This is a genomic window from Methylobacillus arboreus (assembly GCF_020532725.1).
GTDB classification, from domain to species: Bacteria; Pseudomonadota; Gammaproteobacteria; order Burkholderiales; family Methylophilaceae; genus Methylobacillus; species Methylobacillus arboreus.
The window spans coordinates 303,063-328,364 of sequence record NZ_JAJAVC010000003.1 but is presented as its reverse complement, the minus strand read 5'-3'; the positions used below and the strand labels follow the sequence as shown (position 1 = coordinate 328,364).

The window sequence follows — 25,302 nt, the reverse complement described above, 5'->3', positions numbered from 1 at the left end:
AATTGCCGCAGCGGCTTGCTGCGGCACTGCCTGCCACATTGAAGCCGCAGCGAATCTACATCATGCCCACCCGCGCAGGCTGGGGCCTAGCAATCATATTGCTCGCCATGCTGACAGGCGCGATCAACTACACTCTGAGCCTGGGCTTCATCCTCACCTTCCTGCTGGCAGGCATGGCAATGGTTTCCATGCTGCATACCTGGCGCAATATCGCATGGCTGCAGGCAGAAGTCCTGCCACCCGCCCCGGTATTTGCCGGACAGGATGCCGTACTGGAACTCGGCCTGGCAGAAACCCGCGGGCGGCAGCGTTTTGCTATTGCCGCAGCCCTGGATGGCCAGGCACCGGTATATGGCGATATCAGCGCAAATGGCGCAAGCAAACTGCCATTGTCCCATCCAACCCGGCAACGCGGATGGCAGGATATGGGCATACTCACACTATCCACCGGGTTTCCCGGCGGCCTGTTCCGGGCCTGGAGCCGGCTGGATACCCGAGCACGCTGCCTGGTCTACCCACGCCCAGCCGAGCCTTCCCTGCCCTTGCCCCAGAGTGATACTCCGGGTCGCGGTGGCGGCCTCTCGACGCAAGCAGGAGACGAGGATTTTTCCGGCCTGCGACTATACCAGCGAGGAGACTCGCCGCGCCGTATCGACTGGAAGGCATCCTCACGCGAGCAAGGCATGTATAGCCGTGAATTCCACGCGGAATCCCAGCAGCAGATCTGGCTGGACCTTGCTCATACGCCTGGGCTGGACCTTGAGCAGCAATTGAGCCAGCTGACCAGTTGGGTCATGCAGGCACACAGCACAAACCAGCGCTACGGCCTGCGCCTGCCCAGCGCCACGCTCGCGCCCGCTCACGATGAAGCGCATTACCACGCCTGCCTGCGCGCGCTTGCCCTGGTAGAACCGGCATGAATATAGCCACCAAACCCAGCTCCACCGACCTATCCTGGCTGCTTGGGGCCATGCTGCTGGCAATGGCATTGCACTTCGGCCATTTCCCTGTCTGGATCAGCGCATTGATTGTGTTTTTCATGGGCTGGCGCCTCATGCTGCAATGGAAAAGCTGGGCCATGCCCAGGCTGTGGCTGTTACTCCCCATCACCCTGCTCGGTGTCGCCGGCATCTACCTGCAGCACCGCACCCTGTTCGGGCGCGATGCCAGCGTGGCGTTGCTGGCCCTGATGTTGGCGCTCAAGCTGATGGAGTCCAGCACAAGACGCGATTATTTCATCCTGATATTCGCAGGTTATTTTCTCACCATCACCGCCTTTTTATTCAACCAGTCCCTGCTGGTCGGCGCATATTTGTTATTGCCGGTATTCGGCCTCACCGCCTGCCTGGTCGGCATCAGCTACCCGCATGGCACCCTGTCCAGCAGCTTGCGTGCGCGGCTGGGTGCAGGGCTGTTATTGCAGGCTATCCCCATCATGCTGCTGCTGTTCCTGCTGTTTCCGCGTATTCCCGGGCCGTTGTGGGGAGTGCCACAAGATGCTTACCGCGCCATGAGCGGGCTGGGCGATCATATGCAGCCTGGCGATATCAGCGAGCTCAGCCTTTCCGGCGCCGTGGCGTTCCGCGTGCAGTTCCAGGGCGAGGCCCCTCCGCAACCACAGCTTTACTGGCGCGGCCCCGTACTCTGGCATTTCGACGGCCGCGGCTGGCAGATGGCAAGCCGTGGCGAAGCCACGGAAAACCTCGAGCCTCAAGGCCGGAACACGGACTATACCGTGACCCTGGAACCGCATAACCGCCGCTGGATGCTGATGCTGGATATTCCGCATTCAGTACCTCCGGGCGCCTATCTGAGCCGCGAGCGGCAAGTGATTGCACAAGCCCCGATCCGCACACGGATACGCTACACCGGCAGCTCTTATACACAATACCAGCTGGAACAAGGCCTCAGCAGCAACGATCTTGCATTGGCACTACAGCTGCCACCCGGCGGGAATCCGAAGAGCCGCGCACTGGCGCAAACATGGAAGCAGGAGCTGCAATCTCCGCAACGCATCATCAATGCAGCCATGACCATGTTCCGCGAGCAGGGCTTCTTCTATACGTTGACGCCGCCATTGCTGGGCATCGATACCATCGACGACTTTCTCTTCAACAGTAGGCGCGGCTTCTGTGAGCATTACGCCAGCAGCTTTGCCTACCTGATGCGTGCAGCGGGCATCCCCGCGCGGGTAGTCACCGGCTACCAAGGTGGCGAGATCAACCCGGCAGGCCGCTACCTGATCGTGCGCCAGTCGGATGCGCATGCCTGGGTAGAGGTCTGGCTTGAAGGGCAAGGCTGGGTCAGGCTGGACCCGACCGCCGCCGTCGCACCTTCCCGTGTCGACAGCGGCATCAACAGCGCGCTGCCGGACAATACCTTGCTGCCTATCCTCGCACGGCCCGACTATCCCTGGCTGCGCAAGCTCTACCTCAACTGGGATGCGCTCAACAACGGCTGGAACCAGTGGGTGCTGGGCTACAACCAGCAGCGCCAGATCGAGTTGCTCGCCAGGCTCACGGGCTCTACTGTCAACTGGCAGCATCTCATCCTCTGGCTCACGGGCGGCCTGGTGCTCATTGTGGTGTTGCTATGCCTCGTGTTGTTCCGCCACAAACGCATGAAAACCGACCCGGTGCAGCAACTTTACCGGCGCTACCTGGCAAAACTTGCCCGCCACGGCATCAAGGCCAGCCCTCATGAAGGCGCGCTCAGCATCCAGCAACGAGCAAGTACGGTGTTGCCGCAACATGTGACCGCAATCGTACATATCACGCAGCTTTACCTTGAGTTGCGTTACGGAGCGCATGCGGACGGCAAAACCATGGCAGAATTGCGGTTATCGATAGAAAGTCTTGATCTTTAATGTCAGCACAACAACATACCTCACCTCACCCCATGACAGACCACGATTTCATGCAGGCCGCACTCGAGCTGGCACATGCAGCCGCACTCGCGGGCGAGGTACCGGTGGGGGCGGTAGTGGTCAAGGATGGGGAGATCATCGGACGCGGCAGCAATGCGCCAATTACCGGCAACGACCCCAGCGCCCATGCGGAAATACGCGCCATGCGCGATGCAGCAGCCAGGCTGGGCAACTACCGTCTAGTGGGCTGTACGCTATATGTCACGCTGGAACCCTGTGCCATGTGCACAGGCGCCATCCAGCATGCACGTATCGCCAGATTAGTGTTCGGCGCACACGACTATAAAACCGGCGCTTGCGGCAGCGTGATCGACCTGATGGCAGAAAGCAGGCTCAACCATCACACCACGGTGGAAAGCGGCCTGATGGCGGCAGAATGCAGCGCCACCCTTACGGAATTCTTTGCCGGGCGACGCCAGCAACAAAAAGCCGTCAAGTGCCAGTGCGGCGATTGATAGCACAATAACAGTCGGATAATGAAGGAGGAAAAGCATGATTCCAGTTGAGTACCTGGTTGTTTACTTCGTATCGCTCGGCCTGTGCCTGCTGTCCACCATCTACAAGACGGCCTGTTTCAAGTCCATGCTCTGTCGCCAGATTCTCGGCAGCGTGTTCTGGAGCCTGATCCCGGTCATGAACACCTTCAAGGCCCTGCTCTGGCTATTGTCGCTGGTCGTCACCGGGCTGGACAAACTCAAGGCCGGCGCCAAGTAAGCCTCAGCCTACTGTTTTGGCTTCTTGCCCTGCTTGAGTTCTTCGGCCAGGGCGCGTGAGGCGTCGCGCTTTTGCTTGGTATATTGCAGGATATTTTCCAGTTTGGCCGCCGACGGCAGGGCCGGGTCATAAGGCAATTGCGATAGCGCCTCGTAACGCTCCTGGTAGCGGTCGGTAATATCGTTTTCTATCTGCTCTCCCAGCTCGAGGTAGGTCACATTGCCCTGCTTGCTTTCATGCATGATATGCAGCCATGAGCGGTTGATGGCCTGGTCTTCCTGGATGAAGGCATCGATTTCCTTCTGCAGCAGCAATTCATCTCCCCAGCTATATTTAGGTGCCGGCAATTTGCATAGCATGATAATGACCGCGAGCGCCAGCAGGCCGCCGCCTAACAACCTGGGCAGGCGCGGCATAATCTCTTGCGGCTGCAACCCGCGCATCAACAGCAAGCCTGACAGCATGCCGGCAACAAAGCCGCCGATATGCGCGGCGTTGTCAATCGCCGGGATCATGAATCCCAAGGCAATCGTGGCAATGGCAAACACACAAGCACCGCCGAACAGCCAGCGGAACTCATGCCGGTCGAGCAGCGATCGCTCCTGCCAGAGAAATACGATCATGGCGCCATAGATTCCGAAAATCGCTCCCGAAGCGCCGCCGGAAATCGCCTGGTTACCCTGCCACACCAGGGAAAGCAGGTTGCCCACCAGGCCGCTGACCAGGTAGATCGAAAGGTAGCGCCAATGGCCGTACATACGCTCCACCAACTGGCCGCCGTCCCAGAATGCAATCATGTTGAGCGTAAGATGCACTGCGCCAAAATGCAGGAATAATGCGGTAAACAACCGCCACCACTCACCATCCTGCGTTGCCGGGCCAAAATTGGCACCCCAGGCGAGCTGCACGTTATTGGGCGAATGCCAGAAGCCTGCGCCATTGAATAACATGAGCACAAACACCATCAGGTTGGCCACGATCAGGCACTTGGTGACCGGTATGCCTGGGGTGCGCTGCTTGATGGCAGTGCCCAGGGAAGGCCAATTGTCAGCGAGATCGGTCATGTCAACAGTAATCTAGAGAGAAGCTGAAACAAAAAACCCGCCACAAGGACGGGTTTTGTCGCCAGTGGCAGGATTAGTCACGCTCACCCATGAATGCCATCAGCAAATGCAGCAGATTGACAAACAATTGGTAAATGCTGATGTACAGGGACAAGGTTGCCATCACATAATTGGTTTCACCACCACGCACGATGCGGTTTACATCAAACAGGATGAAACCCGAGAACAGCAGCACGGCAACCGCAGAGATCGCCAACGAAGCAGCAGGCACCTGGAAGAACAGGTTAGCCAGCGAAGCAATGATCAACAGGATCAGGCCAACCAGCAGGAAGTTGCCCATGAAGCTGAAATCCCTCTTGGTGGTGGCGCCAATACCAGCCAGCGTCATAAAGATCAGGCCGGTACCGCCTGCAGCCAAGCCGACTAGCTGGCCGCCGTTACGCAGGTTGAGCGCAACTTGCAGGATGGGACCCAGCATCAGGCCCATGAAGAAAGTCAGGCCCAGCAGCAATACCACGCCAAAGCTGTTGTTGCGGTTAGCAGAGATTGCGAAGAACAGGCCGAACATTACGGCCAACATGAGCAATGAAGACACGATCGGGCTGGCTGCCATCCATGAGAAATTCATGGACATGCCAACCAGAGCACCAATCACCGTTGGGATCATGGTCAGGCCCAGCAACATGTAAGTGTTACGCAATACCTTGTGCGCGCCAACTGGCAGCGTTTGTGTATTCGCGACTTGATAATTCGTTTGCATCTAAATGTACCCCCTAAGAAAAAACCAGAACTACGGCTAAGACTAGCCAATTACACATAAAGTTTCAACCATATCGCGGAGATTGGCCGAAATAAACGCGTTAGGGCCAAGAACCTGTTCATGATTTTTTATCATTCGTGCAAAACAGCAAAAAATCGTCATCAAGACACATACCGCAGTCATGCTATCGGCCTAGTCAAAATGGGCAATAACTAAGTGCGGATGCGGTTTGCGCTTTATGTCTCATAACGCCCCGACTCCGTTAGCCCCTTTGGACTATTGCCACCTTATCTCATTCCGTCTTATTCTTGGATCGTCAATTAAATCTTATTCAATATTCTAAAAAAATATTGACTTGGTGTACTTCAAATTCAATTTTCTCATAGGGGTAATGCAATGAAAGCAATGAATCTCAAGGCAATTCTGTTGGCTGTTTCACTGATCGGTGCATCCGCCAGCGCATTCGCTCATCCAGTTGTGTCTGTCGACCTGAACTCAGCAGCAGATGCAGAAAACTACAATTTTGAGCATAACACTCTCATTAATGGTGGTGGCGCTATCAATGATTGGTTCTCCTTCGATGTGTTTGGTAACCGTGACCTAAGCGCAAGCCTTAGCGGCACTAGCTCAGGCAGCATTGCTTTCACAGCATTCAACCTCTATGATGCTCAAGGTGGCAATCTGCTGAGCACAGGCGACATTTTCGCACTCAATGCAAAATTGTCTTTTGCTGGCCTGAGTGGTAGTGTCGAAGGTCCTGCAACATACTGGATCAATATTGTTGGCACTTACAGCGGCAATGCCACCTACAGCGGCACCATTGCTGCAGCAGTTCCTGAGCCAAGCACCTACGGCATGCTGGCCCTGGGTTTGGGTCTGATCGGTTTCGCAGCGCGTAGCCGCTCCAAGTTCTCCGCCTAATTTTTGGCATCGAACTGAAAAACCCGCTCCGGCGGGTTTTTTATTGTCTAGGCATCAAAACAGAACTGCTACAGTCACTCCCTCCTGAATACCCCCAAATATCACGCAAACGGCAAATCCCCATCCGCCTTGCCTACAAGGCCGACTCTATGCACTGCGTGCATAAAGTCAGGGTCTTCATGCAAGGCCACTATGCTGGAGGGATGCCGCGCGCCATGCATGCGGGCGAGCCTTGCTAGGCTTTGTGCCTGGATATCCCATTTCAGGTTAGCCAGGAGTTCATCTGCCTTTTCCGGCTGGTTGCAAAGCAGCACCATGTCGCAACCCGCATCGAGCGCAGCCAGCGCGCGCTGGGTCACATCACCGGCCACGCCGGCCCCTTCCATGGAAAGGTCATCGCTGAAGATGACGCCATTAAAGCCCAGGCGCTGGCGCAGGACTTTTTGCAGCCAGCGCTCCGAGAAACCTGCTGGTTTATCGTCTACCTTGGGATAGATCACATGGGCGGGCATGATGGCCTGGATGCCATCATCGATCAATTGGCGGAATGTCTGCATGTCCGCCGAAGCAATCTGGTCGAACTCGCGCTCGTCCACGGGAATCGCCACATGGGAATCCGCCACCACATAGCCATGGCCGGGGAAATGCTTGCCGACGGCCGCCATGCCGCCGCGCTTCAAACCTTGTATAAGCGAGAACGCCAGTTCGTTGACGGCCTGCGCGTTACCGTGAAAAGCGCGGTCGCCGATCACCTGGCTTTCACCGTAATCCATGTCGAGCACCGGGGTGAAACTGAAATCGACTCCATGGGCACGCAATTCCGCCGCAATGATCCAGCCTGCTTCTTCCGCGAGCTGCCGCGCCTTGCGCGGATGTTCGTCCCAGATATTGCCGAACTCGCGCATGGGCGGGATACGTGTAAAACCTTCGCGGAAACGCTGTACTCGTCCGCCTTCATGGTCAACGGCAATCAAGAGTGGTGGCTGGCGCACGGCATGGATGCTGTCGGTCAACGCCTTGAGTTGCGTGGGCGATTCAAAATTACGCGCAAACAGGATGACGCCGCCCACAAGCGGATGGCGGATACGGCGGATATCGTCGGGGCTGAGCTCGGTGCCGACGACATCGAGCATGATGGGGCCTAGTGTCATGTGTGTATTATTAAATCAATTGGTTGATGCCATCATTGCAGGCGGAACGGGTTGAAGTCGGTATTCCTGTCGTAGTAGTCCTCGTTTTCTGCACGCTTGAGGAAAGCCACGACGCGGTAGGTCACCGGGGTCAATACTACCTCAACCCCGGTCTTGGCGAGAAATTGCGCAAGCATGACCAATGGCAGCTTGTCGTCGGGAATGATGCCGCTGCCATGGAAAGCGAGCGGGTAGAACAGCATGGAATCCACGCCCTCGCCCACGATAGTGGAGCCTATGGTGCGCATCCACAGCCAGCGCCCTGCGGTCCACACCTTCATTTTCGCCAGTACCATGGAGTTGACGAACTCGCCACAGGCAAAGGCAATCAGCCCTGCCAGGGATATGCGCCATGCGGAACCGAAGGCAATTTCGTAGGCACGCTGGTTTTCCCAGAACGGCGCAGGCGGCAGAGCGACGATCACCCAGGCCATTGCAGAGGCAAACGCCAGCGCGGCAAACCCGGTCCAGATCACGCGGCGCGAGCGGGCATAGCCATACACTTCGGTGAGCACGTCGCCAAAGACATAGGAGATCGGGAAGAACAGCACGCCGGCGCCGAAGGTGAGCGTGCCAATCAGCGGCAAATCAAGCTGGGCGATCTTGGCTGGGCCGATCAGGTTGGAACAGACCAGCACCACCACAAAGGCCACCATGACAAAATCATAATACCGGTAAGTGCGCTGCTGCATGGCTTATATCCCTAATCTTTGGCGCGCCTGACGTCCCAGGCATCGCGCAACTGGTCGCCCAGTACATTGACCGCCAGCACTACTGACATCAGGCTGATGCCCACCGCCAGTACATAATGAGGCGCCACCAGCAGGTAACGCACGCCGTCCCTAAGCATGGAGCCCCAGGAGGCATGCGGCGCCTGTATGCCGAGGCCGAGGAAGGACAGGCTGGCCTCGGCAATCACCAGGCCGGCAATGCTGTAAGTAGCTTCCACCACCAGCGGCGCGGCAAGCAATGGCAGCATATGCTTGCGCATGATGCGGCCTGCCGAAGCGCCTAAGGATTGCGCCGCCTGCACATGCTGGCGCTGGCGCAAACTTAGGGCCTGGGCACGCGTCAACCTTGCATAGCCGACCCAGGAGGTCATGCACAAGGCCAGCAACAGGTTATCCAGCCCCGGACCGAGCACGGCGGCAAATGCAATCGCCAGCAGAATGCCCGGAAAAGCCAGGAAAACATCGGTAACCTGCATGAGCAGCCTGTCCACCCAGCCGCCGCAATAGCCAGAGAGCAAGCCAATCATGGTCCCCAGTGTCAAGGTAACTGCGGTAACCGCCAGCGCCACCAGCATGGAAACCCCCGCCCCAGCGGCCAGGCGCACGGCAATATTGCGGCCGAGATCGTCAGTACCGAGCAACGTTGATTTTCCGGGCGGCGCCAATACCTGCTCCAGGCTGATGGCATCCGGCTGCATATCGTAGAGCAGCGAGCATGCCACCACCACCAGCCAGAAACCCAGCACCCAGTAAGGCCAGCGCTTCATACGGCAAACCTCACCCTGGGGTCCAGCCGCACGTACAAGAGATCGGTCAGCAGGTTGATCACGACATAGCTTAACGCGATCACCACCACGCATGCCTGGGTCACGGGGTAATCGCGCTTTTCTATGGATTCCACCAGCAGCCGCCCGATGCCTTCCCAGCCGAACACGGTCTCGGTAATCACGGTACCGGCAAGCAGGCTGCCCAGCTGCAGGCCGACCACCGTGACAATCGGCAACAGCGCCGCACGCATGGCATGGCGCAAAATCACCTTGCGCTCTTCTATGCCCTTGGCACGCGCAGTGCGGACGAAATCCTCGTTCAGCACTTCCAGCAGGCTGGCCCGGGTCATGCGTGTGAGAATGGCAGCCAGGCCAAAGCCCAGGGTCAGCGCAGGCAGGATGATGGCGCCGGGTTCGCTCATGCCGCTTACCGGCAAAAGCCCGAGCCACAAGGCAAACAGCAGCATGAGCAAGGGGCCGAGCCAGAAATGCGGCATGGCAGACAGGGTCAGGCTCAACAGCGTAGCGAGCCCATCCTGCCACTTGCCCTGCCTGAGCGCGGCAATAATGCCCAAGGGCAGGCCAAGGCCCACCGCAATCACCAGCGCGCATAACGCCAGGCTGGCAGTGGCAGGCAGACGTTCGCGCAGCATATCGGCAATCGGCTTGCGGCTATGGATGGAGCGGCCGAAATCGCCATGCGCGAGCGCCTTGAGATAATGGACGAACTGCAGCGGCAAGGGCTGGTCCAGCCCCAATTCCGCGCGCAATTTGGCACGGTCGGCCACCGGGGCGGACTCGCCCAACATGACCTCGACCGGATCGCCAGGCACCAGGTGCACCAGCAGGAATGTCAGCAACAGGACGCCGAACACCACCGGCACCACGCCAAGCAGACGCCTAATCATCCAGGATCGTCACCGCAGTATAAAAAGGCACCAGGTCGAACAGCTCGCTTACATCCTCATTACGCATGCGTATGCAGCCATGCGAATGCGGCTCGCCCATCGGTTCGCTATCGGGCGTGCCATGGATATAGATATAACGTTGCATGCTGTCGACATTGCCGAGCCGGTTGAAACCAGGCTCGCAGCCTGAAAGCCAGAGAATGCGGGTCAATATCCAGTCGCGCCCCGGATGTTGCGCATGCAATGCCGGAGTCCATATCTCGCCCGTCGGCCTACGGCCACGGAACACTGCCCCCAGCGGCTGACCCGCGCCGATCTTGGCCCTCACCAGATGTCGGCCGCGCGGCGTGCAGTAACTGTCTTTCTGTTCGCCGATGCCCTTGAGTGCGGTAGAAACCGGAAACCTCCTCACAAGTGAGTTCTCTGCATCAAACAGGCGCAAGGTTTGTTCCGGGATGGATACTTCGATCCTCACCTAGAATCCCTCCAGGGTATTCTTGCCGGGGAATACGGATTTCAGCTTGCTGCGCTTTACGTTGACCAGGCCATCCCAGCTGCCATCCGGCTTCAATTGATATCCGACGATATGCTTGCGCGTAGCGGCAAACTGTCCTTCATACCAGAGCGGGATGTAGGGCAGTTGCTCATGGATGCGTGCGGTGGCATTGGGCCAATCGCTCACTGTAATCAACTCGTCCGTTTTGCGGTCGATATAGTGGCCGCGATTGGCGCCCTTGGGCGGGATGGAAGACGAATGGAACGCCAGGTGGTAGATTTCCGGCGTCTTGATGCCCACCCACATCAGGCCGTATAGCTGGAAATTGCCGCGCTTGATATCGTCAAAAAACGTACCCCAGTCCAGGCTGCGGATTTCAAGCTGGATACCGGCCTCGCGCATCTGCGCCTGCATCATGGTTGCCAGGCGCACACGCTGGGCATCGGTCGAAGTCTTGTAGACCAGCTTCAAGGGCAGGCTGAGCCCGGCGCGATGCAATAGCTCGCGTGCGGCCTCGGGATCATATGTGTAAGGTTCAAGGCTGGCATTGCCGGCCCAATGCTCTGGCGGCAGGATGGTTTCCGCCAGGCGGCTGCCGCCGGCCAGGGTATGCCTGATGATGGCCTGCCTGTCGATAGCATGCGCCAATGCCTGACGCACCAGGGGATTCTGCAAGACAGCATCCTGGAAGTTCAGGCCTATGTAGGCAAAATTGGATCCCTCGGATTCCTGCACATGCAGGCCGGGTTGTTTTTGCAAATAACCCACAAGCTCAGGCGGCAGGTCGCCCTGTAAAATATCCGTTTCCCCTCGCACCAGTTTGAGCACGCGCACCGTAGGATCACGGATTTCCTCAAACACAAAACGCTGCTTGTCCGATATCCGGTCGAGATTGAGCGATCGATGCCAGGCAAAGAACTTGAACGGCCCGCTGCCCACCGGCTGGCGCGAGAAGTCATGGGATCGTGCAATTAGCTCCGCAGGCAGAATGCCAAGCACCAGGCGCGCCGGAAAGTTGCTATCCGCCTCATTCAGGAAGAAATCCAGGGTATTTTCGTCGCGCACCTCAATCTTGCTGATATTGGCAAACTCGCCCGTGTGAGGCGAATCCGGCAGCTCCAGGACAGATTGGTAAGTGGCGGCAACATCTTCTGCCGTCAGATAGCGCCCATCATGAAAGGTACGGCCGCTAGGCCCCAGCGTAAAGCGGAACAGGCGTGGCGACAGCACGCGCCAGCTTGCCAGCGAAGGTGTAGAACGGAAATGCTCGTCAAAATCCACAAGCGAGCGGTAAAGCAAGCGATTGACGCGCGCCGAGGCGGCATCTGTGGCATAACGCGGATCCAGGGTCTGCGGCAACTGGCTGACCGCACTGCGGATTTCCCCTGGCCTGCTGTCGCGGCTGCAGGCATCCAGCAAAAGCAGCGATGCCACCATGAGGATGGCGAGTGCGCCAAGCCGTAATACCTGCCTTGGCATTATGGGCCCGCCTTTTCGAACAAGGCGATGGACTCTACATGGGCAGTATGCGGGAACATGTTGATGACGCCACTTGCGAGCAGGCGGTAACCCTTGGTATGCACCAGGATGCCCGCGTCTCGCGCCAGGGTTGCCGGATTGCATGATACATAGACAATGCGCTGCGGCGCATGGGAGGTAGCAGTTGATGATTCGTCGGCATCGGGCAATGCCTTGACCAACTCGATCGCGCCATCCCGGGGCGGATCTATCAGCCATTTGTCGAAATGCCCTAGGGATTGCAACAGCTCAGGCGTCATCTTGAACAAGTCCGCCTCCAGGAACTCCACCTGCCCAGCCAGGCCGTTCAATGCCGCGCTTTCATTGGCGCGCGCCACAAGCGCGGCAGACCCTTCCATGCCGAATACGGAAGCACCGCTACGCGCAATCGGCAGGGTGAAATTACCCAGCCCGCAGAAAAAGTCGGCAATGCGCTCCCCCGCCCGCGGTCCCAGCAGCTGCATGGCCCGGCGCAGCATCACGCGGTTGATATGCGGGTTGACCTGGGTGAACTCGGTGGGCTTGAAGGGATAGGTCAGGTTGAATTCCGGCAGGGAATAACTGAGCCCAGGCCCTTGCTGCGGGTAAAACGGCCGTACAGTATCCGGGCCCTTGCTCTGGGTCCACACCTCCACGCCGTAAGTATCGGCAAACGCCTTGATCGGTGCAGCATCCTGCGGCTGCAATGGCTCCAGTATGCGCAGCACCAATACGGTGGCGCTCTCCCCCACCGCCACTTCGATCTGGGGTACGCGGTCGCGTATGCTGAGTTTTCCTACCAGCTCCTTCATTGGCACGATCAAGGCAGAGATGTGCGGTGGTAGGATCTTGCAGCTATCCATGTCGGCCACAAAGCTGCTGGCCTTTTCATTGAAGCCGACCAGCACGCCGCCTTTTTTCGCAACATGGCGCACACGCAGCCTGGCCTTGTGGCGATAGCCCCAGGCCGGGCCATAGATGGGCGGCAGCATGCGCTCGGAACGGGTCTTGCCGATATGCCAGAGATTGCCTTCGAGCATGCGTTGCTTGGCGGCCACCTGCCCGGAAAATTCTAAATGCTGAATCGCGCAACCGCCGCAGATGCCGAAATGCTCGCAAGCCGGCTCGGTACGCAGGTGCGAGGCATGCAGCACATCCACGACATTGGCAACCTCGTATTTTTCCTTGCGGTGGTGAGACTTGTAAGTCACCTGCTCGCCTGGCAGCGCGCCGTCGATAAAGATCGTCTTGCCCTCGACGTGGGCAACCCCGCGGCCTTCCTGGTCCAGGGATTCAATCAGTGCGATAGGAGTATTCATGGGTTATTTCGAGTAAAACTAGATGGCAATAGTGCCGTTTATTGCTGCCAGTGATGTAAAAATTCCTGCCAATGCTGTCCCGGATACTCTGCCAACGTGTCGCGCACCAGCGCAATCTCGCGCTCATAAGCCGCCTGGTCAAGCACGCCGCGCATCAACTGGAAACGCAGGAATACGAGATAGGTATTCGCGACATCGGTTTCACAGTAATCGCGGATGGCATTGATCTCGCCACGAGTGTAAGCCTCCCAGACCTTGCTGCCGTCCATGCCGAGCTTGCCGGGAAAGCCGCACAACTGCGCCAGATCATCCAGCGGCGCATTGGCGCGGCCATTGAACATGGCAAGCAAATCCATGAGGTCGAGGTGGCGGGTATGGTAGCGGCTGATGTAGTTGTTCCATTTGAACTCACGGTCATCGTCGCCCATGTCCCAATAGCGTGGCGCCACAATACCATGCACCAGGCCGCGGTAATGCAATACCGGCAGGTCAAATCCGCTGCCATTCCATGAGACGAGGTTGGGCGTATATTTTTCTATGCCGTCGTAAAAACGCTGGACGATCTCCTGCTCGGGCGCATCTGGGCTGCCCAGTGTCCAGACGCGGAAGCTATCTCCCTCGCGCAAGGCACATGAGATTGCCACCACGCGGTGCTGGTGCAAGGGCAGGAATTCGCTGCCGTTGTGCTGGCGCCGCTGGTGAAAAGCCACGCGCGCCACATCCTCGTCCGAGGTATCTGCGGGCAGGCCCAGCAGTTTACGCAGTCCCTCCGTATCGGGGATGGTTTCAATATCAAATATTAAAGTGGGGGTCATCTACTTCTTCACCCAGCCGCTGCCGTCCTGATAATACCAGCCTGCGGGCGCCTTCTGTATCCAGCGCTGGGCGAAGGTACTGCGTACCTCGGCCTCCCATTCCGGATGGCTGTTGGCATTGGCGATTTCCTTGTAGAGCGCATTGCGGTCATTATTCTCGGCCGCTACGAGCGCATTGAGGTTCTGGCGTTGCGCCAACGGCACTGCATTAGCGTCACGCACCGCAATCAGGCCATCACGCGTGAAACCGACCGCACCGCTTGCATAAAAGCCCGCCAGTTGGCCATGCCTTGCCTGCATATTGCTCTTGATATTCGCAATTGCCGGGGTATTGATCTCCATATCGGCTGCCTGTACAAGCATGGCCGCCATCAGGCCCACCAACAGCAATCCAACTGCCATAAAACGTTTCATTTATTTAACCTCCTCTGCCGGGCTGGATGGAGATGCCTTGTCTTTCAACTGCCAGACATCGTCAATGATACGGTCTGCCGCTTTTTCCGCCGCTGCGGCCGGAAAGTAGATATTGATGGTGACGCAGGCAGACAATGCCAGCATCGAAGCGAGCGCCGCCCAGGTATATGTTTTCAGCATTCAATGGCCTTTCTGTCTATCAGCAATGCGCAAAACTGCCGCCGCTTGTTTATTGGATGTGATTGTAACCCAGGATACCAGCGGCTGTGCGACCGGCTTAGATACGGCTAAGGTTTCCTATTCTTGGGCGGCATAGGGTGCAAGGGCGGGATCAGCGCGCCCATCAGTTGCACCTTGCCGGTGGTGACGCCGCGCAAGGCAATCAGCTCGTCGGCGATCTTCTGCACATCCAGCGCCGGCCCCTGCACCAGGATGACTTCCATGGTGCGGTTATCGGTAAGGTGCACATGCAGGGAGCTGATGACTTCATCCACATGCTGGTACTGCAAATCGGCGATGGTTTTCTGCAGGCCGCGGGTGGCGTTGTTATAAAGAATGGTAATGGTGCCCACCATCACTTCGTTGCCCTTTTCGCGCTGATGCTCGGCCAGGTGCTGGCGCAGCATGTCGTTGATGGCCTGCGACCGGCTTTCAAAACCACGTTCGGCCACCATCGCATCCAGCTCGGCATGCAGCTCGTCGGGCAGGGAGATACTGATGCGATTGACCGGCCGGCTGGTCTTGTTTTTACCGCTCATGAAACATCCTTTGCATTCTTCCAGGACAGCAGTATAAAACGGCTCTCCTGGAGCGGCTAATAAAACAATGACGGCATCCAACCGGCCAGGCTATTGCTAGAACATATAGCTGTAGCGCTCTATTTCCCACTGGCTGATGCTGAGGTGGTAGGCATCCCACTCCTGGCTCTTGTAGGTGATGAACTCGTCGCGCAGCTCCTTGCCCAGGGTTTTTTCCACCAGGCCGTCCGCAGCAAAGCAAGCCACGGCTTCCTGCAGGGTTTGCGGCAGGAACTGGATGCCGCGCTGCTGGCGCTCTTCTTCAGACATTGCATAGAGGTTGTCCTCATTGGGAGCGCCAGGGTTCAAGCCCTCGCGTATGCCCTCCAGCCCGGCGGCCAGCACCAGGGCAGCAGCCAGGTAGGGGTTGACGGCGCCGTCGGCGTTGCGGGATTCGCAGCGGCCGCCGCCCTGCGGCACGCGTACCGAATTGGTGCGATTATTAGAACCGTAGGAGTTGAACACCGGCGCCCAGCTGAAGTAGCTCATGGCACCACGGCGCACCAGGCGTTTGTAGCTGTTGACCGTGGGGGCGAATACGGCACACAAAGCTGGGCCGTGCTTGAGGATGCCGGCAATGAACTGGTAGCCCAGCGGCGTCAGCCCCAGGCCGCGCGGATCGTCCTTGGGGTCGCAGGCAAACAGGTTCTTGCCTGAGCCCAGCTCATACAGCGACATATTGAAATGCGCCCCGGTGCCGGTCTTGTCGGCGAACGGCTTGGGCATCATGGTGGCGAGCAAGCCCTCCTCCTTGGCGTAATGCTTGGCCATATAGCGGAAAAAGGTGAAGCGGTCGCACATGGTAAGGGCATCGCTGTAGTTGAAGTCGAACTCGAACTGGCTATTGCCGTCCTCATGGTCGAACGAGTAGAGATCCCAGCCCAGGCCGTTGATGGCGCTGGCCATTTTGTCCAGCCAGCCGAAGTTGTCCATGAAGCCGCGGACGTCGTAGCAAGGCTTGGTGAGCTTGTCATCGGGATTGGGAACGGCGAGCTTGCCATCGGCCTCCTGCTTTAGCAGGTAGATTTCGCACTCTATGCCCAGGTTCATGCCAAACCCCATTTCTGCCGCCTGTGCCAGCACGTTCTTCAGCGCCACACGGGTATTGAGCGCGTAAGGCTGGCCCTGGAAACCGTTATCCGCCGGCATCCAGGCCACCTTGGGTTCCCATGGCAGCTGGATGATATGGTCCAGGTCGGGAATGGAGGTCAGCTCGTCGTCACTGGGCGCCTGGCCCAGTCCGTCCAGCGCATAGCCGGTGTAACGCTCGGAACCGGCCGCCATCTGCGGCAGGTGCTCAATCGGCACCACCTTGGCCTTGGGCACGCCGTGGATGTCCACATAGGCCCCTATGCAGTATTTGATGCCTTTCTGCTTCATTTCATCCTGGATTGTTGCGATTTCTGCGCTTGATTTCATTTTCTGACTGCCTTTTTAAAAAATCTGTATTAAAAAACTCAGGCCGGTGCCCGGCTGGAATAGGAATGCACAAGCGGCGGCTGCTCCTTGCGCCCCTTGCTGATGATCTGGCTCAAGTCCTCCACCATCCACTCGAACCAGTTACTGCCTTTTTCCGCACTGGAGATGCTGGGACGGCCGGTCACCCCGTTGAGGCTGGTGCGGTTGACCGGGTGGGAAAACACCAGGCCGCCGGTGCGGTCAGGATCATCGGCATAATCCAGTTGGTCCTCCCGCACCATTTCCGGCGCTTGCGCCAGCATCAACGAGGTTTCAGCGTCATTGGCATGCCAGTCATCGCCATCGGCATGGTGGAACTGTTTCACGCGCGGGCTCATGGTGGCGGTATTGATGACGCTCACCATCATGTCGTCATACTCGCTGCGCAGCATTTCCAGCGCGCAGCGCAAAGGGGCGGCGTTGGTGACATGACTGTTGACGATAAACAGCCTGCGCACGCCGCTGTAATAGGCCCAGTCGCCGATTTCCTTCACCACGTTGATCAACGTCACGGGGTTCAGCGCGATGGTGCCGGGCCAGCGGCGGCTGTGCCCCAGGGAACAGCCATAAGGGAGCACCGGCAGCATGGGCACCTTGAGCGCGTCGGCCACTGCGCGGCACAGCACGTCGGCCAGCACCGTATCCATACCGCAGCCCATATGCGGGCCATGCTGTTCGGTTGCGCCCACCGGCAGGATGGCGGATTTATCTGCCTGCGAAATCAGGGCGGGTATTTCCTGCCAGGTGGCCTGCGACCATTGGCTATTGCTTGGGCTTGCCATGTTTACTCCACGTTATCTTTGACATTGACGAACCGGATCATATGGCCCTGCGGCGTTGTTTCCGGCTCAGCCTGCGGCGGATGGATCAGGGCCTCCAGCCTGGCCTTGGTGGCAAGGAATTCGGGGCTATTGAACTGTTCCGCCGAGCGCGGCCTGGGCACGGGCACTTCAATCAGCTCCTGCACCTCGCCTGGATGCGCCTTCAACACCAGGATGCGGTCAGCCAGGTAGATGGCCTCGTCCAGGTCATGGGTAATGAAGACGATGGTGATATCGATGTTGCGCCAGATATCGAGCAGGTGGGACTGCATGCGGGCGCGGGTCTGCGCATCCAGCGCGCCGAAGGGCTCGTCCATGAGCAGGATGCGCGGCTGGTTGACCAGCGCCCGCGCAATCGCCACGCGCTGCTTCATGCCGCCCGAAAGTTCATGCGGGTAGGCATGGGCAAACTTCTCCAGCCCCACCAGTTCCAGCCACATGTCCACTTCCCGCGCAGCCTCGCCCCGCGAGACATTGTTCATCTCCAGGCCGAACATGACGTTGCGCTTGACCGTAAGCCAGGGAAACAGGGTGTAGCCCTGGAACACCATGCCGCGGTCTCGCCCGGGACCGGTGACGGGCTTGCCGTCCAAAAACACTTGGCCGCCGCTGGACTTTTCCAGCCCGGCCAGGATACGGATCAAGGTAGACTTGCCGCAACCAGAAGGGCCGATGACGCAGACAAACTCGCGCCTGTGGGTCTTAAAGCTGACATCCTTGAGCGCGGCGGTTTGCCCTTTTGCGCCTTGGTACACCTTGTGCAGGCCCTGCACCTCCAGGATCACGTCACGCTGCTTGAGCTTGTCAAAGCGCGCCCTGACTGCATCAGACTGGTCCAGGTAGCTTGGCAGCGTATTATCAAGGTCTTGGTTCATGCACTTACTCCTTGTTGGCAGGCTTGTCCCAGGGGAACAGCTTCTTGCCTATCCAGGCCAGTAACATATCGGTGCTAAGGCCGATAATGCCAATGATGAGGATGGCGGCGTAGACATTCTCGAAATGCTCATAGCGCGCCTGCTGGGTGATAAACCAGGTGATGCCGGAAGATGTGCCAATCAACTCCGCCACGATCAGGTAGGTCCAGGCCCAGCCCAGCAGGATGCGCTGGTCGCGGTAAAGCTCTGGCAGCACGCCGGGAATCACCACGTGGCGCAGCAATTTCCAGCGGCTGGTGCCCAGGGTCATGGCAGCCTCAAGCAGCGAGTAGTCGAGCTTGCGTGTGGTATTGGCGATGATGAGCACCTGCTGGAAAAAAGTGCCGATGACGATGATGGCAATCTTGGGCCCTTCATATATGCCGAGGATCGCCACTGCCAGCGCGCCGAAAGCCGGCGCGGGCAGATAGCGGAAAAACTCGATGAAAGGCAGGAACAAGCGGCCGACCACGCTGTAGGTGCCCGCCATAATGCCCAACGGCACGCCGATCAATGAAGATATGGCAAAGGCAAAAAAAATCACCTGTATGCTCTGCCACAGGCTCTGGTGCAGCCAGAGACCATCGCGCTGCGCAGGCGGCGTGGTAAAGGCAGTATAAAGCGCTTCTGCCACCAAGTGCGGCGGCGGGAGGTAGATCGGGTTGGAGGGCAAGCCGGCCGGCTGCGTCCTGCCCTCCTCGCCCATGCTGGCGGATTCCTGCTGGAACACGCTCTTGCTCACCAGCATATCCACCTGGAAATAATCCACGTCCCCCGGCGCTGTCACCTTCATCATGGGGTGCCAGATGAAGGGCGCATAACTGACCGCGCACCACACGAGCAAGGGCAACAGGAAGGATGCCACCGACAACAGCTTGCGCCGCCTGGGCGAAAGCTCTTGCCTGACCGCAAACCAGCTGGACAACTCCATCGCGTCCCCCTATCCCTACTTGTTGACCAGGGTGGGATCAATGGCACGGCCCAGGTCTTGCGGCTTTTTGTAGATGCCATACTTGATATTGAAGTCATCCACGATCTTGGATGATCCATAGAGCGACTTGAAGCCATCACCCTTGACCATCACCGCCTTGCCCTCCTCCAGGCTCAACAGGCGGGTGCCCTTGAGCAATGGCAGGTAGGCTTCCGGCTTGATGCCGACACGGGCCGCCATGATCTTCACCGCATCCGGCTGGGTCTTGGGATCGTTGATATAGCTCACCACCTTGTCCCAGACCTTGACCACCTTTTCCCAATCGGCGCGGCGGCTGGAAAGGCTGGCCGGGTTCACCGTCAGCACATCATAGATGAGTCCTGGCTCGTCAGCCGAGGTGTAGATGGGCTTGGCGCCGGGCACACGCTTCATGGCCTCCCCCGAGTTGGGCTGCCAGGCGCCGATCGCGGCAAGATCGCCCGAAGCCAATGCCTGCGGAGTTTCATTGGTCAAGGTATTGACGATGGTGATGTCGCTTTCCTTGAGGCCAGCTTTCTCCAGGCCGTTGAGCAGCAGCAGGTGGATCACGAACCCGGTTTCCAGGCCCACCTTCTTGCCCTTGAGCTGGGCCAGGGTCTTGATGCCGGGCTTGGCTACAATCATGTCGTTGCCGTTGGAGTAGTCGGTGACGATGATCATCACGTTCTTGGCGCCGCTGGCGGCTGTGACCAGCGCATCGCCATTGGTCACGGTCACCGCGTCTATCTTGCCGGCCGTAAAGGCATTCATGGAGGCTGAATAGTCGAACCAGTCGAACTTGACATCCACCCCGGCCTCCTTGAACCATCCCTTCTCTATCGCCACCTGCCAGGCTACCCAGCCGGGCCAATCGCTATAGCCTATGCGCAAGGGAGCCGCCTCTGCAGCGGCGGCATAACAGAGAGCGGCTGTCATCATGGTTGCAGCCATGGCACGCTTAAATCCGGCAATACTGAATATTGATGTCACGATAAACCTCCAATTAGTATTACTAAAATTAAAATCAGTAATACTTAAGCAGGTTGTGTGCCAATATAAAAATAAACTAAATTATTCTATATATTCAAACAATTGATTTACTTTACAGATAAGGAAAATCAAGGAGCAGGCAAACGTCTTTGCCTATAGAAATGCGCCCACATCGTGCCCAGGCACCAAAATGAGACAAACGGCCTTAGCCCATCAAGCCAAAAAAACGAAGAATGAATGTAACAGGAGGGAACTACTGGATAACCGGATTGCTATTGCCATCCGTGACCCGCTTGAGGCGCGACAGGAAATCGCTCCAGCCGACGTTGTGGTTGTAGCCCATCACGGTGATGGCAGGAATGCCGCTGCCCTTGACGATGACATAGCCCTGCGGCGTGTATTCCACACCGCTCATCTTGCAGACATCATTGCTTAGCTGGCAGCGCCAGCCGATCTTCTCGTAGTTGAACTCACTGAAGAATCGCAGCACACTGCGCTGTATTGCCGCCGCAGCGCCAGCACCGCCGAGGGCGGTGATATTCTCCACTGCGCGCTGCGAGATTTTCTTGCGGTAGCGCCCAGGGCTGCTGTGGAAATCCGCATCGAAACCCACCGGTTGCCAATTGGAAAGCTCCAGGCCTTTCACACTGCCATCCAGCTTGCCTTCAATCGCGCCAAAAGAGAAAGTGCGCGTGATATCCCCCAGGTCCAGGTCGCGCACCTCAAGGTTGGCCTGCAACCTGGACGCGGCGCCCAAAGGTGTCTGCATGCCCAGTCCGCTGACGGAGATGCTGCCATTGAACAACTGGAACAGCATATCGCCGTGCGCAGTGAGGTTGCCGCCGCTGTATGTCACCAGTGGAATTGCCGCTGCCACCTTGCCTTCCATACGCGGCCAGCCAAGGGCCTGGCTAAGCGCCGGCATGGAAATGGGCACGAGGTTGGCGCGCAAATGCCAATGCCACTCACCGCCTGCGCACGTGGCGGAAACATCGGTCAGGCTGAGCGCGCCATCAAGCACGGGCAGGTAAAGCTGGGACATGGTCAGCGAGTAGCGGTTGAGATCGGCCAGCACGCTCGCCTCGCCCAGCGGGATTTTCAGCAGGTGCCCGCCTGCATAAGCCAGTTGCACGACATGCGCTTCGTCATACGACCACGGAATATGGCTGTTGAGCTTGTAGAGTGCAAACCGGCCATCTTGGTCCTCAAGGTCCACGTTTTTGAGGGAAAGCAAGCCAGAAACCGGCTCGCCCTGCCGCAACTCGAATTTCACGCTGGCCTGCCCCGCAAGCTCAAGCTTATTCAATGCGCTATCCATCAACACCGGCTGCAATAGCAATGGATAAAGGGCTGAGAGTTCCAGGTTCTGCGCATCAAGCGCCAAATCCTGCAATTGACCTGCCTGCCAGCGACCTTTCATATCGGCTTCGCCCACCTTGGCCAGCTTGAGCTTTGCCGAATCCACGGCAAGCTCATCGCCGGCATAGCGCCCGCTTGCAGTGAGTTGATGGCCGCCCTCGGCGAAATACCAGGGCTGCCAAAAGAGCTCGCCTTGCTGCCAATCCAGCATCGCCTGCCACTGCCAGCCCGCAGCCTGATGCGTGGCGTCCAGCTTCAAGCTCGCATGCAGTTTTTCCGCGGCCCGCGTGCCGGCCTGGTTGCTGAATGCAGCATCATTGAGGTTAAGCGCAAGCTGGTAATGCGGTGAGGAGTTAACGCTTTGTTTTATTGAAAAGTTGAATGGAAGCTGAATGCCGGTTGCATTGAACTCTCCGCGCTCACACTGCCATTCTTCTATGGCAGGATTGGCAAGCTGCGCGCAACCCAGGCTGACGCTTTGCCAGGAAGCGTCACTCTCCATCTTGACCTCGGCCTGTAAGCGCACTGCGCCATCCAGGTTCAATTCACCATGCACTTTGCGCAGGCTTGCAAATGGCGTTTCAACGCTATCAGCTTCTATCGTGATGCTGCTGACAGCATAGGCCTGCGAAGCCAATACCAGGCCCAATAACAAAATAAAGATCGGAAGAAAGAAAGGAAAGGCGGCAAGGTCATTCTGGGCTTGCCGCCCGGCAAAACGGAAGTTGTCGACTGCCTTACGCAGGAAACACCCCGGTGGAGAGATAGCGGTCGCCGCGGTCGCAGACAATCGAGACAATCACCGCATTTTCAAGCTTCTTGGATAACTGCAAAGCAGCATAAAGCGCGCCACCGGAAGAAATACCGGCAAAAATGCCTTCCTGCTCGGCTAGCTTGCGCGTGGTTTTCTCAGCATCTGCCTGGCTGACGTAGAGCAGCTCGTCGACACGCTTGGCATCGTAAATCTTGGGCAGGTATTCCTCCGGCCACTTGCGTATGCCGGGAATTTGCGCGCCTTCTTCCGGCTGCACGCCGATAATCTTGATATCCGGATTCTGTTCTTTCAGATAGCGCGAAGTGCCCATGATGGTGCCGGTCGTCCCCATGCTGGAAACGAAATGCGTGACCTTACCCTCGGTATCACGCCAGATTTCCGGGCCGGTACCTTCGTAGTGGGCCAGCGGATTGTCCTGGTTGCCGAACTGGTCGAGCACGATGCCCTCGCCCTCCGCTTGCAATTTGAGCGCGACATCGCGCGCCAGTTCCATGCTGCCATCCTGCGGGGTCAGCACCAGTTCCGCTCCGAAGGCCTTCATGGTCTGGCGCCGTTCTATGCTCTGGTTGTCCGGCATCACCAGCACCATCTTGTAGCCGCGCATGGCAGCCGCCATTGCGAGCGCAATGCCGGTGTTGCCAGATGTGGCCTCAATCAGGGTATCGCCAGGCTTGATATCGCCGCGCGCCTCGGCACGCCTGATCATGGAAAGCGCGGGCCGGTCCTTGACCGAGCCTGCGGGATTGTTGCCTTCCAGCTTGAGCAGGATGGTGTTGCTGGTCTTGCCTGCCATGCGTTGCAGTTTGACCAGCGGGGTATTGCCTACGAAATCGTCCAGTGTCTTGTACATTAAATTCTCAGTTATCCATTAGCCCGGCTTGAGCGCCGGGAGTCAGTCATGCTTTTTTCAGGAATGCCAGCGCGATGGCATACAAGGCCAGTCCGGCAAACGCAATCAGCGAAAGCTGGGGAATCGTCAGCCCGAACAGGGTCCAGTCAATCGCCGAGCATTCGCCCGTGCCCTTGAAGATCAGGTCCAGGGCCTTTTTCAGCGGAAAGGTTTCCATGATGTAGTCGAATCCCGCGCCGCATTCGGCCATCACCTTGTCCGGGTTGGCCTGGATCCAGATATGGCGCGCGGCAATACCGATACCAATGCCTGCAGCGATGAAATGCAGCAGGCCGTAAACCTTGCGGCCAAGCGCAGCCGGGTTATGCAAGGCCGCGAGCAGGAACAACACACCAAGCGCCATGAAGGCAATCCGCTGCGAAATGCAAAGCGGACACGGCTCCAGATTGTGCTTTTGCTGAATATACAAGGCAAAGCCCACCAAGCCGAAACTGACGATAAAGCCCAGCAGGTAGCCGCGACGGCCAGCAAATAGTTTGTTGAACATAAGTAAAGTTCCAGCGCTTATAATGAAACACTCGCAATTGTAACGGATAGACCCCTGTTCACACTATTCATGCGTATCGACATGCATAGCCCACGGTCTCCGGCATAACAGACAAGCAACCATGACAGACCCCCAACGTGTAATCAGCGTCAGCGAGCTCAACCGCATGGCGCGCGAACTGCTGGAGCAGAGTTTTCCATTATTCTGGATCAGCGGCGAAATCTCCAATATGACCCGCGCGGCATCGGGCCACTGGTATTTCTCGCTCAAGGACCAAGGAGCGCAGGTGCGCTGTGTGATGTTCCGCGGCCGCAACAGCTATATTGACTGGGCGCCGCGCGAAGGCGACAAGGTAGAAGCCCGTGCAGTAGTCACTCTTTACGAGGCGCGCGGGGATTTCCAGCTCACGATTGAATTCCTGCAACGCGCCGGGCTAGGCAGCCTGTTCGAGGCCTATGAAAAACTCAAGGCCCAACTCGCAGCAGAAGGCCTGTTTGCCACAGAACACAAGCTTGCGATTCCCCCGCATCCGCGACAAATCGGGATTGTGACGTCGCCAGATGCGGCCGCGCTGCGGGATGTATTGACGACATTGCGCCGCCGCATGTCTGGCGTCAATGTAGTGATCTACCCCACACCGGTACAGGGCAAGGGAGCGGCCGCCTTGATTGCCGCTGCCATACGCAACGCCGACCAGCGGGCTGAGTGCGATGTGCTGATTGTGTGCCGGGGCGGTGGCAGCATCGAGGACCTGTGGCAATTCAACGAAGAAGTCGTGGCCCGCGCCATCCATGCCTGTCGGCTTCCGGTCATCAGTGCAGTGGGGCATGAAACGGATTTCACGATTGCCGATTTTGTGGCGGACGTGCGTGCCCCGACTCCCACCGCGGCGGCAGAGCTCGCAACACCGGATCGCCTGGGCCTGCTGCAAAGCCTGCAGCAAATCCGCGACCGGTTGTCACGCATCATGCAGACCCGCATCCAGCAACGCAGCCAGCAACTCGATTATCTCAGCCGCAGGCTGCTTTCGCCCATGCAACAGGTTGAACATCGAGGGCAGCATCTTGCCCAATTGAGCCTGCGGCTTACGCATGCCATGTCACGGCAGCTGCAAAGGCAACGCCAGCATCTGCTGGCAGTACAACAAAGCCTGGCACACCTGAACCCCAATGCCGTACTGCAACGCGGCTATGCCCTGGTCGAGAAAATGAACGGCGAATTGGTGCAGCATAGTGACCAGTTGACCCCAGGGGACAAGGTAAAACTCACCCTAGGCAAGGGCAGCGCCCAGGCAGAAATCCAGGACACCCATCAATAAAG

27 protein-coding genes are annotated in these 25,302 nt (G+C 58.0%); 6 read left to right on the top strand and 21 right to left on the bottom strand.

From position 1 onward, the window contains the following. Positions 1-2: 2 nt before the first annotated feature. Genes LG198_RS01620 through LG198_RS01605 form a run of 4 tightly spaced genes read left to right on the top strand, consistent with a single transcriptional unit; the run spans position 3 to position 3,640 of the window. Positions 3-920 (top strand): DUF58 domain-containing protein, encoded by a 918-nt coding sequence (locus LG198_RS01620; protein WP_230341426.1) that lies wholly within the window; start codon positions 3-5, stop codon positions 918-920. Next, positions 917-2,866, top strand: coding sequence for a transglutaminase TgpA family protein (locus LG198_RS01615; protein ID WP_230341425.1), 1,950 nt, complete (start codon positions 917-919; stop codon positions 2,864-2,866). Before LG198_RS01620 ends, LG198_RS01615 begins: the two co-directional genes overlap by 4 nt. Beyond that, the gene (gene tadA, locus LG198_RS01610; RefSeq protein WP_407659117.1) at positions 2,866-3,381 is read left to right on the top strand and encodes a tRNA adenosine(34) deaminase TadA; all 516 of its coding nucleotides are present in this window, start codon (positions 2,866-2,868) and stop codon (positions 3,379-3,381) included. Before LG198_RS01615 ends, tadA begins: the two co-directional genes overlap by 1 nt. 37 nt (positions 3,382-3,418) lie before the next feature. Then, positions 3,419-3,640, top strand: coding sequence for a hypothetical protein (locus tag LG198_RS01605; protein WP_230341424.1), 222 nt, complete (start codon positions 3,419-3,421; stop codon positions 3,638-3,640). 8 nt (positions 3,641-3,648) lie between these two features. Here LG198_RS01605 and LG198_RS01600 read toward each other — a convergent pair whose 3' ends face one another. Next, complete coding sequence (locus LG198_RS01600; RefSeq protein WP_230341423.1) at positions 3,649-4,704, bottom strand: rhomboid family intramembrane serine protease; 1,056 nt, start codon at positions 4,702-4,704, stop codon at positions 3,649-3,651. Between the two features lie 73 nt (positions 4,705-4,777). After that, positions 4,778-5,464: a Bax inhibitor-1/YccA family protein gene (locus LG198_RS01595; protein ID WP_230341422.1), complete on the bottom strand. Its 687-nt coding sequence runs from the start codon at positions 5,462-5,464 to the stop codon at positions 4,778-4,780. Positions 5,465-5,860: 396 nt separating this feature from the next. Here LG198_RS01595 and LG198_RS01590 point away from each other — a divergent pair, with 396 nt between their 5' ends. Next, positions 5,861-6,385, top strand: a complete 525-nt coding sequence (locus tag LG198_RS01590) for an FxDxF family PEP-CTERM protein (RefSeq protein WP_230341421.1) — start codon at positions 5,861-5,863, stop codon at positions 6,383-6,385. A gap of 101 nt (positions 6,386-6,486) precedes the next feature. Here LG198_RS01590 and nagZ read toward each other — a convergent pair whose 3' ends face one another. The 19 genes from nagZ to LG198_RS01495 all read right to left on the bottom strand — a co-directional run bounded on the left by nagZ (position 6,487) and on the right by LG198_RS01495 (position 23,982). Continuing rightward, on the bottom strand, positions 6,487-7,536 hold the full coding sequence (gene nagZ, locus LG198_RS01585) for a beta-N-acetylhexosaminidase (protein WP_230341420.1): 1,050 nt from the start codon (positions 7,534-7,536) through the stop codon (positions 6,487-6,489). Between the two features lie 32 nt (positions 7,537-7,568). Further along, positions 7,569-8,267 (bottom strand): queuosine precursor transporter, encoded by a 699-nt coding sequence (locus LG198_RS01580; protein WP_230341419.1) that lies wholly within the window; start codon positions 8,265-8,267, stop codon positions 7,569-7,571. A gap of 11 nt (positions 8,268-8,278) precedes the next feature. Beyond that, a complete protein-coding gene (locus tag LG198_RS01575; RefSeq protein ID WP_230341418.1) occupies positions 8,279-9,073 on the bottom strand; it encodes an ABC transporter permease in 795 nt (264 codons plus the stop codon). Then, positions 9,070-9,981 (bottom strand): nickel ABC transporter permease, encoded by a 912-nt coding sequence (gene nikB / locus LG198_RS01570; RefSeq protein WP_230341417.1) that lies wholly within the window; start codon positions 9,979-9,981, stop codon positions 9,070-9,072. The genes LG198_RS01575 and nikB overlap by 4 nt, the downstream gene beginning before the upstream one ends. Further along, entirely contained in the window at positions 9,974-10,456 is a 483-nt protein-coding gene (locus LG198_RS01565) for a L,D-transpeptidase family protein (protein WP_230341416.1), read from the bottom strand. The genes nikB and LG198_RS01565 overlap by 8 nt, the downstream gene beginning before the upstream one ends. Continuing rightward, positions 10,457-11,956 carry an ABC transporter substrate-binding protein gene (locus LG198_RS01560; protein ID WP_230341415.1) on the bottom strand — a complete coding sequence of 500 codons (1,500 nt, stop codon included), beginning with the start codon at positions 11,954-11,956 and terminating at the stop codon, positions 10,457-10,459. Further along, on the bottom strand, positions 11,956-13,293 hold the full coding sequence (rlmD, locus tag LG198_RS01555) for a 23S rRNA (uracil(1939)-C(5))-methyltransferase RlmD (protein ID WP_230341414.1): 1,338 nt from the start codon (positions 13,291-13,293) through the stop codon (positions 11,956-11,958). The genes LG198_RS01560 and rlmD overlap by 1 nt, the downstream gene beginning before the upstream one ends. 38 nt (positions 13,294-13,331) lie before the next feature. After that, positions 13,332-14,108 (bottom strand): 3'-5' exonuclease, encoded by a 777-nt coding sequence (locus tag LG198_RS01550; RefSeq protein ID WP_230341413.1) that lies wholly within the window; start codon positions 14,106-14,108, stop codon positions 13,332-13,334. Then, positions 14,109-14,522, bottom strand: coding sequence for a YdbL family protein (locus LG198_RS01545; RefSeq protein ID WP_230341412.1), 414 nt, complete (start codon positions 14,520-14,522; stop codon positions 14,109-14,111). Then, complete coding sequence (locus LG198_RS01540; RefSeq protein ID WP_230341411.1) at positions 14,523-14,702, bottom strand: hypothetical protein; 180 nt, start codon at positions 14,700-14,702, stop codon at positions 14,523-14,525. A 107-nt stretch (positions 14,703-14,809) separates the two neighbouring features. Then, entirely contained in the window at positions 14,810-15,280 is a 471-nt protein-coding gene (nikR, locus tag LG198_RS01535) for a nickel-responsive transcriptional regulator NikR (RefSeq protein ID WP_230341410.1), read from the bottom strand. A 96-nt stretch (positions 15,281-15,376) separates the two neighbouring features. After that, positions 15,377-16,738, bottom strand: coding sequence for a type III glutamate--ammonia ligase (glnT, locus tag LG198_RS01530; protein WP_230341409.1), 1,362 nt, complete (start codon positions 16,736-16,738; stop codon positions 15,377-15,379). A 38-nt stretch (positions 16,739-16,776) separates the two neighbouring features. Next, on the bottom strand, positions 16,777-17,559 hold the full coding sequence (locus tag LG198_RS01525; RefSeq protein WP_230341408.1) for a creatininase family protein: 783 nt from the start codon (positions 17,557-17,559) through the stop codon (positions 16,777-16,779). 2 nt (positions 17,560-17,561) lie between these two features. Beyond that, positions 17,562-18,473, bottom strand: coding sequence for an ABC transporter ATP-binding protein (locus tag LG198_RS01520; RefSeq protein ID WP_230341407.1), 912 nt, complete (start codon positions 18,471-18,473; stop codon positions 17,562-17,564). A 4-nt stretch (positions 18,474-18,477) separates the two neighbouring features. Further along, positions 18,478-19,443 carry an ABC transporter permease gene (locus LG198_RS01515; RefSeq protein ID WP_230341406.1) on the bottom strand — a complete coding sequence of 322 codons (966 nt, stop codon included), beginning with the start codon at positions 19,441-19,443 and terminating at the stop codon, positions 18,478-18,480. A 15-nt stretch (positions 19,444-19,458) separates the two neighbouring features. Continuing rightward, positions 19,459-20,412 (bottom strand): ABC transporter substrate-binding protein, encoded by a 954-nt coding sequence (locus tag LG198_RS01510; RefSeq protein WP_230342039.1) that lies wholly within the window; start codon positions 20,410-20,412, stop codon positions 19,459-19,461. Between the two features lie 292 nt (positions 20,413-20,704). Next, positions 20,705-22,600 carry an AsmA family protein gene (locus LG198_RS01505; RefSeq protein WP_230341405.1) on the bottom strand — a complete coding sequence of 632 codons (1,896 nt, stop codon included), beginning with the start codon at positions 22,598-22,600 and terminating at the stop codon, positions 20,705-20,707. After that, complete coding sequence (gene cysM, locus LG198_RS01500; protein ID WP_230341404.1) at positions 22,548-23,435, bottom strand: cysteine synthase CysM; 888 nt, start codon at positions 23,433-23,435, stop codon at positions 22,548-22,550. Before cysM ends, LG198_RS01505 begins: the two co-directional genes overlap by 53 nt. Before the next feature lie 46 nt (positions 23,436-23,481). After that, positions 23,482-23,982 (bottom strand): disulfide bond formation protein B, encoded by a 501-nt coding sequence (locus LG198_RS01495; protein ID WP_230341403.1) that lies wholly within the window; start codon positions 23,980-23,982, stop codon positions 23,482-23,484. 121 nt (positions 23,983-24,103) lie between these two features. Between LG198_RS01495 and xseA the strand changes: the two genes are divergently transcribed. Then, entirely contained in the window at positions 24,104-25,300 is a 1,197-nt protein-coding gene (gene xseA, locus LG198_RS01490; protein WP_230341402.1) for an exodeoxyribonuclease VII large subunit, read from the top strand. Positions 25,301-25,302 lie beyond the last annotated feature (2 nt).